At 69.6% G+C, this 13,943-nt stretch carries 8 protein-coding genes; 5 read left to right on the top strand and 3 right to left on the bottom strand.

Going from position 1 to position 13,943, the window contains the following annotated elements; all coding sequences use genetic code 11:
* Window positions 1–184: 184 nt before the first annotated feature.
* The gene (locus tag MRBLWH3_RS05755; RefSeq protein ID WP_363429542.1) at window positions 185–1,753 is read left to right on the top strand and encodes an amino acid permease; all 1,569 of its coding nucleotides are present in this window, start codon (window positions 185–187) and stop codon (window positions 1,751–1,753) included.
* 130 nt (window positions 1,754–1,883) lie between these two features.
* On the opposite strand, the gene MRBLWH3_RS05750 is transcribed toward MRBLWH3_RS05755, so the two are convergent.
* Together MRBLWH3_RS05750 and MRBLWH3_RS05745 are read right to left on the bottom strand one after the other, a co-directional pair.
* The gene (locus tag MRBLWH3_RS05750; protein ID WP_363429540.1) at window positions 1,884–2,579 is read right to left on the bottom strand and encodes a hypothetical protein; all 696 of its coding nucleotides are present in this window, start codon (window positions 2,577–2,579) and stop codon (window positions 1,884–1,886) included.
* A 76-nt stretch (window positions 2,580–2,655) separates the two neighbouring features.
* Entirely contained in the window at window positions 2,656–3,183 is a 528-nt protein-coding gene (locus tag MRBLWH3_RS05745; protein WP_363429538.1) for an amino-acid N-acetyltransferase, read from the bottom strand.
* A gap of 73 nt (window positions 3,184–3,256) precedes the next feature.
* Here MRBLWH3_RS05745 and MRBLWH3_RS05740 point away from each other — a divergent pair, with 73 nt between their 5' ends.
* From MRBLWH3_RS05740 to MRBLWH3_RS05725, 4 genes are all read left to right on the top strand, one after another.
* Complete coding sequence (locus MRBLWH3_RS05740; RefSeq protein WP_363429536.1) at window positions 3,257–6,640, top strand: DUF2126 domain-containing protein; 3,384 nt, start codon at window positions 3,257–3,259, stop codon at window positions 6,638–6,640.
* Entirely contained in the window at window positions 6,637–9,171 is a 2,535-nt protein-coding gene (locus tag MRBLWH3_RS05735; protein ID WP_363429534.1) for a circularly permuted type 2 ATP-grasp protein, read from the top strand. The genes MRBLWH3_RS05740 and MRBLWH3_RS05735 overlap by 4 nt, the downstream gene beginning before the upstream one ends.
* Window positions 9,168–10,088, top strand: a complete 921-nt coding sequence (locus MRBLWH3_RS05730; protein WP_363429532.1) for a transglutaminase family protein — start codon at window positions 9,168–9,170, stop codon at window positions 10,086–10,088. The genes MRBLWH3_RS05735 and MRBLWH3_RS05730 overlap by 4 nt, the downstream gene beginning before the upstream one ends.
* Before the next feature lie 78 nt (window positions 10,089–10,166).
* On the top strand, window positions 10,167–11,177 hold the full coding sequence (locus MRBLWH3_RS05725; protein WP_363429531.1) for a zinc-binding metallopeptidase family protein: 1,011 nt from the start codon (window positions 10,167–10,169) through the stop codon (window positions 11,175–11,177).
* A gap of 91 nt (window positions 11,178–11,268) precedes the next feature.
* Here MRBLWH3_RS05725 and MRBLWH3_RS05720 read toward each other — a convergent pair whose 3' ends face one another.
* On the bottom strand, window positions 11,269–13,794 hold the full coding sequence (locus tag MRBLWH3_RS05720) for an ATP-dependent Clp protease ATP-binding subunit (RefSeq protein ID WP_363429529.1): 2,526 nt from the start codon (window positions 13,792–13,794) through the stop codon (window positions 11,269–11,271).
* Window positions 13,795–13,943: the final 149 nt, after the last annotated feature.

The following is a 13,943-nucleotide window of genomic DNA, read 5'->3' as shown; positions in this document are numbered from 1 at the left end:
CCTCCTCCTGCTGTCGACGTGCGACGAGACTCGTGAGCGCGGCCCTCCCGAACCGCGCTCACCCGCACACTCTAACCAGAATCCGTTCCAAAGGTAGACACAGCCGACCAATAGGCACCACAATCGGCGAAAGCGCATGAGCGCGACCCGAGCGCACCTTCCTTCGCGAATCCTTGGAGGACCGATGTCCCAAGCGAGCAGTGCCAGTCCCTCGGAATCCCCGGCATCGTCGACCGCCGGCTCAGCGAAGGTCGCGGGAGCGACCTATACGAGGGCAGGCCAGGACTACTTCGAGAAGCGCGGCCTGAAACGAACTGCCGGCGTGTGGGGTCTGTGGGGCCTCGCCGTCGCCGCGGTCATCTCGGGCGACTTCTCGGGATGGAACTTCGGCATCGACTTCGCCGGCTTCGGCGGCATGCTGATCGCCTTCGTCATCCTCGTCGCCATGTACTACGGCATGATCTTCTCGATCGGCGAGATGGCCGCCGCCATGCCGCATACCGGCGGCGCCTACTCGTTCGCCCGCTCCGCGATGGGTCCGTGGGGCGGCCTCATCACCGGCGCCGCCGAGACGATCGAGTACGTCGCGACGACCGCGGTCATCGTCTTCTTCTCGGCCTCGTACGCCGACGCCATCACCTCCGAGCTGCTCGGGCTGACACTGCCCGGCTGGGTATGGTGGATCATCCTGTACGCGGTCTTCATCGCCCTGAACGCCGCCGGCGCCAGCATCTCGTTCACATTCGCGATCGTGGTCTCGGTGATCTCGATCGGCATCATCCTGGTGTTCTCCGCGATGGCGCTGTTCTCGGGCGCCTTCCAATGGGGGAACCTGTGGGACATCGTCCCCGACCCCGGCCAGACGGAGTTCCTGCCGCACGGCGTCCTGCCGATCCTGTTCGCCCTCCCGTTCGCCATGTGGTTCTTCCTCGGCATCGAGGAGCTTCCGCTGGCGGCAGAGGAGTCGCACAACCCGGTGCGCGACATCCCGCGCGCGGGCTTCTGGGCGCGGGGCACGCTCATCGTCACCGGTCTGCTGGTGCTGTTCCTCAACACCGGCGTGCTCGGCGCCGAGGCGACGGGTGTGGCCGCCGAACCCCTGCTCGACGGCTTCCGCGCCATCGTCGGCGACCAGCTGGCGGCGCTCCTCGCGCTGTTCGCCCTCGTGGGTCTCCTCGCCTCGCTGCAGGGCATCATGTTCGCCTACGGTCGCAACATGTACTCGCTCTCCCGCGCGGGCTACTACCCGCAGTTCCTGTCGCTCACCGGAAAGCGCAAGACGCCCTGGGTCGCGCTGGTGGTCGGGGCGGTGATCGGCTTCATCGCGCTGGTCATCATCGAGTTCGCCGGCGGCTCGGGCAGCGTCGCAGGCGCCATCGTCCTCAACATCGCGGTGTGGGGCGCGGTGCTCGCCTACTTCCTCCAGATGGTGTCGTTCATCATCCTCCGCAAGAAGCTGCCGAACGTGGAACGCCCCTACCGCAGCCCGTGGGGCATCACGGGAGCGGTCATCGCGGCCGCGATCGCGCTCCTGATCTTCGTCGGATTCCTGCTCAACCCCACGTTCCTGCCCGCGATCATCGCCATCGCGGTCGTCTACGTCGTTCTGCTCCTCGGCTTCGGCCTCTTCTTCCGTCACCGCCTGGTGCTCTCGCCAGAGGAGGAGTACGCGATCTCGGGCGGCTCCCACGGAGACCCGCAGGCGGAGGGCTATGACGCGATGGAGACCGAGGTGTTCGGCGACAAGTCCTAGGTGTTCGGCCAGAGCACCTGTGCGAGGGGAACGGAGCGGGGCGCCCTGGGGGACGCCCCGCTCCACTGCGTCACGCGGGCGCGGAGTGACTGCGCCCCGCGATCTTCGTGTAGCTCGGGGTACGGGTCGGTCAGTAGAGCAGGAACTGCTTCGGCTCGGTCGAGGGGATGCCGCCGATCTCGACAGAGAGATGGTACGAGGCACCGCCCCCGGGAGCCATCGGCCGGTTGCCGTCGGCGCAGGTGCCGACCGCGGACCGGGTGCGATCCCACGAGAGGGCCGTCGCGCTCGACACCGTCTGACCGGCAGCGATCAGCACGATCATGTCGCTGGGCTCGCTCTGGCAGTCGGTCGACCGCCACCAGATGTCGTCGCCGCTGGTGACCGTGAAGGACTGGGCAGTGGTGCCGACGTTCATCGTGCAGTCGGGGCCGTTGTTGGTGAGCGTGATGGTGAACTGCGGCTGCTGATCGCCCGCGTACGTGTCGGCGCTGGTGACGGGCTCCACCGTGATCTCGCTCGCGACACAGGGCTGTGCGGAGGGGGTCGCCCCGGGCGTCGGAGTCTGGCCCTCGACGACCGCGCCCTCGACGGCGCCGGTGTCGGTTCCTCCCGTCGTCGCCTGCGACGACGGGACCGGCAGCGACTCGGCGGTGTTCTTCGTCTCGGGCTTCTCGGCGGAAGACGGGGTCGCGGCACCCGCCCACGGTTGCGCGATCAGCAGCCAGATGACTGCCGCGATGGCCAGCAGCCCTACGATCAGCACGAGCCGTCGGCGACGGTACACCGCCTTCGAGGGACGACGTCGGGGGGTGGTGCCGGTCATGCTCACAGGCTAACGGCGGGCGTCGCCTTCTCCCGTCGGCGCGCCCGGATGCCTCGACCCGGCGGCTGCGCGCAGATCAGAGACGCTTCAGCATGCGGGTGTTGCCGAGCGTGTTCGGCTTGACGTGCGCGAGGTCGAGGAACTCGGCGACGCCCTCGTCGGGAGAGCGGATGAGCTGCGAGTAGACGTCGGGGTCGACGACCTGCTCGCCGATCTGCTCGAACCCGCGGCGTGTGAAGAAGTCGACCTCGAACGTGAGGCAGAACAGGCGCGTGAGGCCGAGCGCGCGGGCGTTCGCCTCGAGACCCTCGACGATCGCACGACCCACGCCGTGGTGCAGCCAGCCGTCGGCCACGATCAGGGTGCGCACCTCGCCGAGGTCCTCCCACATGACGTGCAGCGCGCCGCACCCGATGATGTCGCCGTTCGCATCCTCGGCGATGAGGAACTGCTGGGTCGCCTCGTAGAGCACGACCAGGTCCTTGCCGAGAAGAATCCGCCGCTGCACGAACGGCTCGAGGAGCGCCTGGATGCCGCGGACGTCGCTCGTGCGCGCCGGCCTCACGGTGAACTCTGCCGGATGTGCGTCTTGCGGGGGAGTCACCGGTCCACAGTAGACCGCGGACGAGGAGGAAATCTGTAACTCTCCCGCAACAGGGTTGCACCAGGCTGTCCTCATGTCGATCAAGGTGGCGCTCGAGCATTACACCAGCTATGAGTTCGCACGACCCGTCAGGGTCTTCCCTCATGTGATCCGGCTGCGCCCCGCTCCGCACTCACGCACCCCGATCGAGGCGTACTCGCTCGAGATCAGCCCGAAGGAGCACTTCGTCAACTGGCAGCAGGACCCGTTCGGCAACTGGCTCGCGAGGATCGTGTTCCCCGAGAGGGTCAGCAGGCTTGAGATCACCGTCGGTCTCGTGGCCGATCTCATGGTGATCAATCCGCTGGACTTCTTCGTCGAGGAGTACGCGGAGCGGTTCCCGTTCCAGTACGAGCCCGACCTCGAGGCGGACCTCGCGCCGTATCTGCGCCCGGTGACCCACAGCGTGGATACGACCCGCTGGCGTGAAGCGCTCCCCCCGCTCCCCGCCGACGGCGTACCGACGGTGACGTTCCTCGCCGACCTCAATCGCGCGGTGCACGGCGACGTGGCCTACACCGTCCGAATGGAGACGGGCGTGCAGACGCCCGACGAGACCCTCTCCCTCGGCATCGGCTCGTGTCGCGACAGCGCGTGGCTGCTCGTCAGCCTGCTGCGGCAGTACGGGCTCGCGGCACGCTTCGTGTCGGGCTACCTCGTGCAGCTGTCCGCCGATCAGGCGGCGCTCGACGGGCCGAGCGGCCCCGAGGCGGATTTCACCGACCTGCACGCGTGGGCCGAGGTCTTCATCCCGGGCGCGGGGTGGATCGGACTGGACCCGACCTCGGCGCTCTTCGCCGGCGAAGGACACATCCCGCTGAGCGCGACCCCGCACCCGTCCAGCGCGGCGCCGATCACCGGTGCGACCGACCCTGTCGAGGTGTCGTTCGCCTTCCACAACGAGGTGCGGCGCGTCCACGAGGACCCGCGCACCACGAAGCCGTACACCGCCCATCAATGGGAGCGGATCGATGCGCTGGGCGAAGCGGTCGACGAGCGACTTCGCCGCGGCGACGTGCGCCTCACCATGGGCGGTGAGCCGACATTCGTGTCACTGGACGACGCCACCAGCCCGCAGTGGAACACGGACGCCGACGGACCCGCGAAGCGCGCGCTCGCCAACACCCTCGCCGAGAGGCTGCGCGACGCCTACGCGCGCGGGGGCGTGGTGCACCGGGGTCAGGGCAAGTGGTACCCGGGCGAGCCGCTCCCGCGCTGGAACATCGCTCTGCAATGGCGCACCGACGGCAACACGCTCTGGCACGACCCTGAGCTGTTCGCCGACCCGTGGGACGCCACCACGGATGCGACGACCACCACCGACACCGCCGAGGCCGTGGCCCGTCGGGTGACCGAGCTGCTGGGCCTGCCCGCCGGGAGCCTGCTGGCCGCTTATGAGGATCCCCTCGCGGAGCTCGCGGACGACCTGCGCCGGCCCGAGGGGCCGCGTCCGGATGCCGAGCCCGACGCCGACCACGTCGCCGCGCTCGACCAGGCCCTCACCCAGCCCACCGCGTGGGTGCTGCCGTTGACGACCGGGGCAGCCTGGACCAGTCCCGCCTGGCGCTTCCGGCGTGGGAGACTCGTCCTCAGCCCGGGCACGAGCGCGGCCGGGCTGCGGCTGCCGCTCGACGCCATCACGTGGACCGATCCCGAATGGCCGGGTGAGCCGTCGTACCTCGACGCCGGCCCGCCGCTGGAACCCGGCATCCCGGCCGTCGAGGTCGTGGATCCGGTCGGGGCCGCGACGACGGCGCTGGCGTTCGAGGAGCGCGACGGCCACCTGCACGTCTTCCTCCCGCCGACACAGGATCTCGAGTCGTACGCGAACCTCCTGCACGTCATCGAACGAGCCGTCGCCGACACCGGCGGACGCGTGGTGATCGAGGGCTACGGCCCGCCGCCCGACGCCCGTCTCACCCAGCTCGTCGTCACCCCCGATCCGGGGGTGATCGAGGTCAACGTGCAGCCCACGTCTTCGTGGCGCGATCAGCGCGATCTCACATTCGCCCTTTACGAGCAGGCGCGGCTCTCGCGACTCACGACCGAGAAGTTCGACCTCGACGGCACCCATACCGGGACAGGCGGCGGCAACCACCTGACCCTCGGCGGTCCGAAGCCGATCGATTCTCCTCTGCTGCGCCGGCCGGACCTGCTCGCGTCTCTCATCTCGTACTGGCAGCGGCATCCGTCCCTCTCCTATCTCTTCTCGGGGCGGTTCATCGGCCCGACCAGCCAGGCGCCCCGGTTCGACGAGGGACGTCCCGAGGCGGTGTACGAGATGGAGATCGCGCTGCAGGAGCTCCGCCGGCTCACAGCCGCGACGGCGGCGGCGGATTCGGCGACGACCGATCCCGCGACGACCGATGCCGCGGCGACAACCGGCCATCCGGCCCCATGGGTCGTCGACCGGGCGCTGCGGCACCTGCTCACCGACCTCACCGGCAACACCCACCGCGCCGAGTTCTGCATCGACAAGCTCTACAGCCCCGACTCGAGCCGGGGCCGACTGGGGCTGCTCGAGCTGCGCGGGTTCGAGATGCCGCCGCATCCCGAACTCGCGCTGGTGCAGGCGCTCCTCGTCCGCAGCCTCGTCGCGATGTTCTGGGAGAAGCCCGTCGTCGCCCCGCTGACCCGCTGGGGGACGGCGCTGCACGACGATTTCCTCCTCCCCCACGGCGCCGTGCGCGACGTGTACGAAGTGGTCGCCGACCTGCGTGCGCACGGCATCGCGTTCGAGGAGACGTGGCTCGACTCGTTCACCGAGTTCCGGTTCCCGCGGATCGGTATGAGCCGCATCTCGGCGACGGCCGGCTCCACGGTCACCCGCCCCGACCTCGAAGGCGGCTGGACCGGATTCGCCTCCAGTGCCGGCGGCGACACGATCGAGCTGGAGCTGCGCCAGGCCATCGAGCCGTGGCACGTGCTCGGCGAGGAGGCGACCGCCGGCGGAACGGCCCGTTATGTGGACTCGTCGGTCGAACGCGTGCAGGTGAAGGTGCACGGCATCGATCCGGCGCGACACCTCGTTGCCTGCAACGGCGTCGAGGTGCCGCTCACGTCGACGGGGCATCTCGGCGAGTACTACGCGGGCGTCCGATTTCGCGCGTGGCAGCCGTGGTCGGCCCTGCACCCCTCGATCGGCGTCCACTCCCCCCTCACGTTCGAGGTGGTCGACATCGGGTCGGCGACGAGTCTCGGCGGCGGCACCTACCACGTCGTCCATCCCGGCGGACGCGCGTACGAGCATCCGCCTGTGAACGCCAACGAGGCGGAGGCACGGCGATCCGGTCGCTTCGAGCCACGGGGCCACACACCCGGCGCATTCGACGTCGCCGGCGCGCGTGCGGCGGGCCGGCGGGCGGCGACGCCCGATTATCCCCGTACGCTCGACCTGAGGAGGATTCCGACGGCGTGACGGTTCTGCGCGACTATGCGGCGGCAGTGTCTCAGGCGACACTGCCGCTGATCGCGCCCACGGGCCTCGAGGGAGGCCTCGCCCTCGCGTCGGTGACGAGGTACGACGAGGTCGTGGCGCCCGACGGTGCGCTGCGCCCGGCCTGGAAGGCGATGGCGTCGGTCGCGCTCTCGCTCACGCCCGAGGAGTTGCAGCGGGTCGACGGCGAGATCGCCCGGTTCCTCGCCGACGACGGCGTGACCTATGCGCCGCCCGGCGGTGCACCCCAGCCGTGGCTGCTCGATCCCGTGCCTCTGGTGATCGACGCGACCACGTGGGCTCACCTCGAGATCGGCCTGGCTCAGCGCGCGGAACTGCTGAACGCCCTCCTGGTCGACCTCTACGGTGCGCAGACGCTGCTTTCGTCGGGCGTCCTGCCCGCAGCGACGGTCTTCGCCCACGCGGGCTTCGCCCGCCCTGTCGCACGCCCCAGCGCGAGCGACGCCCAGCCGCTGCTGCTCTCGGGCACCGACCTCGGACGCGACGCCGACGGACAGTGGCGCGTGCTCGCCGATCGCGTGCAGGCGCCGTCCGGACTCGGGTTCGCGATGCAGAACCGCCGGGTCATCTCCCAGGTGCTTCCGGACCTCTTCCAGGAGAGCGACCTGCACCGCATGGAGCCGTACTTCGCGGCGTTGCGCGCCGCACTGATCTCCTCCGGCGAAGGCATCGACGACCCCAGGGTCGTGGTGCTCTCACCCGGAGCCCGGTCCGAGACGGCGTTCGACCAGGCGTTCCTCGCGAACGCGCTGGGTTTCCCCCTCGTGCAGGGAAGCGACCTCGTCGTGCGCGACGGGTGGTTGTGGACGAAGCCCGCCGGGTGGCCCGCGACGGCCCCGACGGAGCGCGTGGACGTGGTGCTGCGTCGCGTCGACGCGGAATGGTGCGACCCGCTCGAGATGCGCGCGGACTCGCGACTCGGCGTGGCGGGCCTGGCCGAGGCTGTGCGCCGCGGGCGCGTGCGCCTGGTCAACGGTCTCGGGGCGGGCGTTCTCGAGAATCCGGCGCTGCTGCCGTTCCTGCCGGCCGTGTGCGAGCACCTGCTGGGCGAGCAGCTGCGGCTGCCCGCCGTACCGACGTGGTGGTGCGGACGCCCGGATGATCTGGCCCACGTCCTCGCGCGGATCGCAGCGGGCGACGAGACGCTCCTGGTGCGCCCGATCGATCGCCCTCGTGCCGCGGTCGCCGGTCTCGATCCCGACGAGCTCGCCGCACGCATCGCCGCCGCACCCCACCGGTTCGTCGGCCAGGACCTGCTCCCGCTGTCGCAGGCGCCCGTGTGGAACCCCTCAGGCGCCGCGGACGCGCGCCCGCTCGTGCTGCGGGCGTTCACCCTCCGGTACGGCTCGGCCTACCGCCCGCTCGTCGGCGGGCTCGCATCGGTGCGCGAAGAGCCCGACCAGGCTCCGACCACGAAGGACGTCTGGGTCCTGAAGGCGACCGACACGGATGCCGACCAGGGCCTGCCCGAGATTGCGCCGCCGTCCCTCGGCCGCGCGGTGCCCACGCCGTCGCCGCGCGCGCTGGAGGACATGTTCTGGGCCGGTCGTTACGCCGAGCGCGCCGAGGACATGCTGCGGCTGCTGCTGACCACGCAGGCGCAGTTCGACCAGTCCGGCGGGCAGCCGATCGCCCCGGACGAGCCCACGCGGGTGCTCATGGGCGCTCTGCGCCGGCTTGCCGGATCGCGGTGGACCGACCCCGACACGGAGTTCCGCTCGCTTCTGCTCGACGGCGCCCGCGCAGGCTCGGCGGCGCACTCCATCTCCCACCTCCGCCGCAGCCTGGAGGGAGTGCGCGACCAGCTGTCGGGCGACACGTGGCGGGTGTTCTCGGGCATCGACCGTGCCACCACGGCGCTGCATGCGTCCGACCGGCCGCACCGCACGGCGGAGTCGGGCGGACGCATGCTGACGTGCATCCTGTCGTTCCACGGCGTGACGGCGAGCATGATGCGCGACAGCGGGTGGCGGATGATCGAGGCCGGGCGTGCGCTGGAGCGCGCACTCCAGGTGTGCCATCTGCTGGCCGCAACCGCCGTGGATCGCCGCACGCCGCGGGTCGATCGCGAGGTGCTCGAGACCATGCTGACGGCGGCGGAGAGCGTCGTCACGCATCGCCGGCGCTACCGGGGGTCGGTGCGCATCTCCGATGCCCTCGAGCTGCTGCTGCTCGACCGTGACAATCCTCGATCGATCGCTTTCGCGCTGGCCGAGCTGCGCGTGCATCTGGCCGCGATGCCGGCGTCCACCGGCTCGACGCGCCCCGAGCGTCTGCTCCACCACCTCGAAGGCGCGCTGCGCGCCACGGATGTCGCGCGCCTCTCGGCGAGCGTCGACGACCGCCGCGGCGAGCTCGAGGATTGGCTCGCCGACACGATCTCGCACCTCGAGCAGATCGGGGTGTCCATCGGGCACGTGCACTTCGAGGCCGGTCCGCCCGCCGTGCCGCTGTCGGCGCTCGCGCTCATCGAGGAGATGGTCGGCGCATGAGGTATCGCGTGACGCACCGCACGTCGTACGGCTACAGCAGGGCCGTGCAAGACAGCGTGGGCCTGTTTCATCTCATTCCGCGGCAGCTGCCGTGGCAGCAGGTGCTGGCGAGCCGGGTGGTCGTCACGCCCGGTCCGGAGGATCTGAACGCCGACACCGACTACTTCGGCAACTCCACCACCTACTTCCATGTCACGAGATCGCACCGCGAGCTGGAAATCGAGTCGACCAGCGAGGTCGTCGCCGAGGTGCCCGTGTACGACGAGGCAGCGCTCCAGACCCCCTGGGAGTTGTCGCGCCCGCTCCTCGCCTCGGACGGCGCCGCCAGCACGGCCGCCGATGCGTGGAGGGCGACGGACTACGCTCTCGAGTCCGCCCGCGTCGCTCACCTGCCCGAGGTGGCGGATTACGCCGCGGAGTCTCTTCTCCCGGGCCGTCCGATCGGCGAGGCCGCCACCGACCTGATGCAGCGCATCCATCGCGACTTCGCCTACGACAGCACCGCGACCACGGTCACGAGCACCGTCGCCGACGTGATGCGCAAGCGCGCCGGCGTCTGCCAGGACTTCGCGCACCTCGCCCTCGCCTGCCTGCGCGGGCACGGTGTCGCCGCCCGATATGTGAGCGGCTACCTGGCCACGCAACCTCCCCCCGGCAAGGAGCGGGTGGTCGGCGCCGACGCGTCGCACGCGTGGCTGGCGGTCTGGATGCCCGGATCCGGACAATGGCTCGCGATCGACCCCACCAACGACCAATGGGCGAACGAGCGGTACGTCACGGTCGCGTGGGGACGGGACTACGGCGACGTCTCACCCGTCAAAGGCATCATCTACACGAAGGCCAAGAAGTCGACCCTGCGCGTATCGGTCGACGTCGCGCCGCTCGATCACGCGCCCCTCGCGCCTGCGGCGTCGTAGCGCGGCCGCGCGGAGTCGTGGCGGCCGTGCGGCATCGCCGCGACGCGTTGCGGCGTACACGTGTGCTTGGCTGGAGCGATGAAGGCCTATAGCTGCCGCGTGTGCGGGAACGCCCTGTACTTCGAGAACTCCGTCTGCGTCTCATGCGGTACGGCCTTGGGCTACTCGCGCGGTGAGCGCGGCCTCGTTCCCGTCGACGCACGCGGCGTCTACATCGACGCTGACGGGTGGATATGGCACGTGTGCCGCAACCTCGGGCTCTCGGGTTGCGCGTGGCTCGCACCGCTCGAGGGCGGGCAGTGCTTCGCGTGCGACCTCACCCGCACCCGGCCAGCCGACGCCGACAAGGCAGGCCTCGCGAACTTCCTCCTCGCCGAGCGCGCCAAGCGCCACCTCGTCGCGGAGCTGGACGGACTCGGCTTCCCGGTGACCGGAAAGAGCAGCGACGCGGCGAACGGCCTCGCCTTCGACCTGTTGTCATCCAGCCGTCGTCCGGTGACGACCTCCCACGCCGACGGGGTCGTGACGATCGACCTGGCCGAGGGCGACGACGCCTACCGCGAGCGTATCCGCAACCAGCTCGCCGAGCCCTACCGCACGATGCTCGGCCATTTCCGCCACGAGGTCGGGCACTATTTCGAGTGGCAGCTGGTGACGCTCGCGGGCGACCCCGACGTCCAGGCACGGGCCCGAGAGCTGTTCGGCGACGAGACCGCCGACTACGCGGCATCCGTCGATCGGCACTACGCCGATGGCGCGCCTGCAGGCTGGCAGAGGCAGTTCATCTCCGCGTACGCCTCGATGCATCCCTTCGAGGACTTCGCCGAGACGTGGGCGCACTACCTCCACATCTGCGACGCCATCGAGACCGCCGTCGAGTTCGGGCTGGTGCCCGCCGCGGAACTCGTCGGTCGCGCGCGCTTCCGAGATCTCGTCACCGACGTGTGGGTACCGCTCTCCGGGGCGCTCAACCTCATGAACCGCTCCATCGGAAAGGACGACCTGTATCCGTTCGTCCTCGCCGAGCCGGTGCTCGACAAGCTCGACTTCGTGGCGTCGCTGCGCCCCGCGCGCGCGAGCGGGAGCTGAGCTGTGGATCGTGCCGCGGGGAAGCCTCGTCACCAGCGAGAACGGCGAAGAGCGGATGCCGCGGCATCCGCTCTTCGTCGTCATCAGGGGTCTACGAGTTGGCTGCGAGGTCCGGCGTCGCGGTGATCTCGCCGTTGTGGACGACGCCGACCGCGACCTTCTCACCGCGCGGGCCGTGTTCGAACACGAACTCGCCGTTCTCGGCGTCGACCTTCACGTGGTCGCCGGCGTCGAGCTCGCCGTGCAGGATCTTCTCCGACAGGCGGTCCTCCACCTCGCGCTGCATGGCACGGCGCAGCGGCCGGGCGCCGAGTGCCGGGTCGAAGCCGATCTCGATCAGCTTGTCCTTCGCGGCATCCGTCAGCTCGATCGTCATGTCGCGGTCGAGCAGGCGCTCGCCGAGGCGCTTGGTGAACAGGCCCACGATCTGGCGCAGCTCGTCCTTGTCGAGCTGCGGGAAGACGATGATGTCGTCGACGCGGTTGAGGAACTCGGGCTTGAAGTTGCGCTTCAGCTCCTCGTTGACCTTGCCCTTCATGCGCTCGTAGGTGGTGCCGCTGTTGCCCTCGACCTGGAAGCCCACCGGGCCACCGGCGATCGCCGACGAACCGAGGTTCGTCGTCATGATGATCACCGTGTTCTTGAAGTCGATGACGCGACCCTGACCGTCGGTCAGGCGACCCTCTTCGAGGATCTGCAGCAGCGAGTTGAAGATGTCGGGGTGGGCCTTCTCGATCTCGTCGAAGAGCACGACCGAGAAGGGCTTCCGGCGCACCTTCTCGGTGAGCTGGCCGCCCTCTTCGAATCCGACGAACCCGGGAGGGGCACCGAACAGCCGCGAGACCGTGTGCTTCTCGCCGAACTCCGACATGTCGAGCGAGATCAGCGCGTGCTCGTCGTCGAAGAGGAACTCGGCGAGCGCCTTGGCGAGCTCCGTCTTTCCGACGCCCGTGGGGCCGGCGAAGATGAACGAGCCCGACGGGCGCTTCGGGTCCTTGAGGCCCGCGCGCTGGCGGCGGATCGTCTTCGAGAGGGCGGCGATCGCCTCCTCCTGGCCGATGACGCGCTGGTGCAGCGCCTTCTCCATGAAGACGAGACGGCTCGACTCCTCCTCGGTGAGCTTGAACACCGGGATGCCGGTCGCCTGGGCGAGCACCTCGGCGATCAGGCCCTCGTCGACCACGGCGTGGCTGGCGACGTCACCCGAGCGCCATTGCTTCTCGAGGCGCAGGCGCTCGGCGAGGAGCGACTTCTCCTCGTCGCGCAGCGACGCGGCCTTCTCGAAGTCCTGCTCCTCGGAGGCGCGCTCCTTGTCCTCACGGACCTTGGCGATCTTGTCGTCGAACTCGCGCAGCTCGGGCGGGCTCGACAGGATCGACAGACGCAGGCGGGCGCCGGCCTCGTCGATCAGGTCGATGGCCTTGTCGGGCAGGAAGCGGTCCGAGATGTACCGGTCGGCGAGGTTCGCCGCCGCGACGATCGCGCCGTCGGTGATCTGCACCTTGTGGTGCGCCTCGTAGCGGTCGCGCAGGCCCTTCAGGATGTTGATCGCGTGGGGCAGGCTCGGCTCGGCGACCTGGATCGGCTGGAAGCGGCGCTCGAGCGCAGCATCCTTCTCGAAGTGCTTGCGGTACTCGTCGAGCGTCGTCGCACCGATCGTCTGGAGCTCGCCGCGAGCGAGGAGCGGCTTCAGGATCGAGGCGGCGTCGATCGCGCCCTCGGCGGCACCGGCACCCACCAGGGTGTGGATCTCGTCGATGAAGACGATGATGTCGCCGCGCGTACGGATCTCTTTGGTGACCTTCTTCAGGCGCTCCTCGAAGTCGCCGCGGTAGCGGGAACCGGCGATGAGCGAGCCGAGGTCGAGGGAGTAGAGCTGCTTGTCCTTGAGCGTCTCGGGCACGTCGCCCTTGACGATGGCCTGGGCGAGGCCCTCGACGACCGCCGTCTTTCCCACACCGGGCTCACCGATGAGGACGGGGTTGTTCTTGGAGCGGCGCGACAGGATCTGCATCACGCGCTCGATCTCCTTCTCGCGCCCGATGACCGGGTCGAGCTTGTTGTCGCGCGCGGCCTGCGTGAGGTTGCGGCCGAACTGATCGAGAACCTGCGAGCCGCCCTGCGTCGTGCCCTGGGTCTGCTCGCCCTGGCCGCTCGCGACGCCCGCGGGCTCCTTGCCCTGGTAGCCCGAGAGCAGCTGGATGACCTGCTGACGCACCTTGTTGAGGTCGGCACCGAGTTTGACCAGGACCTGGGCGGCGACGCCCTCGCCCTCGCGGATGAGGCCGAGGAGGATGTGCTCGGTGCCGATGTAGTTGTGGCCCAGCTGCAGGGCCTCGCGGAGGCTGAGCTCGAGCACCTTCTTGGCGCGCGGCGTGAAGGGGATGTGGCCGGTCGGCTGCTGCTGACCCTGGCCGATGATGTCCTGCACCTGTTCGCGCACGGCATCGAGCGAGATTCCGAGGCTCTCGAGGGCCTTGGCGGCGACGCCCTCACCCTCGTGGATGAGACCGAGCAGGATGTGCTCGGTGCCGATGTAGTTGTGGTTCAGCATCTTCGCCTCTTCCTGGGCGAGGACGACCACACGACGGGCACGGTCGGTGAATCTCTCGAACATCGTTCACTCCTCCGGGGCACCTCGGGTCGGTTGACCCACTGCGCCTTACATCGAGGGTAGCCAGCGGCTCGTGAGCGCACGGCCGTGTTCGCCGTGGGCATAGCGCGCGGGGGCGGGCCTTGACAGGGGACGGATGCCTTGCGCCGCAG

Source organism: Microbacterium sp. LWH3-1.2 (assembly GCF_040675855.1).
In the GTDB taxonomy this organism is placed as follows: Bacteria; Actinomycetota; Actinomycetes; order Actinomycetales; family Microbacteriaceae; genus Microbacterium.
Note: the sequence above shows the minus strand (reverse complement) of the source record. Positions and strands in the feature narration are given on the sequence as shown.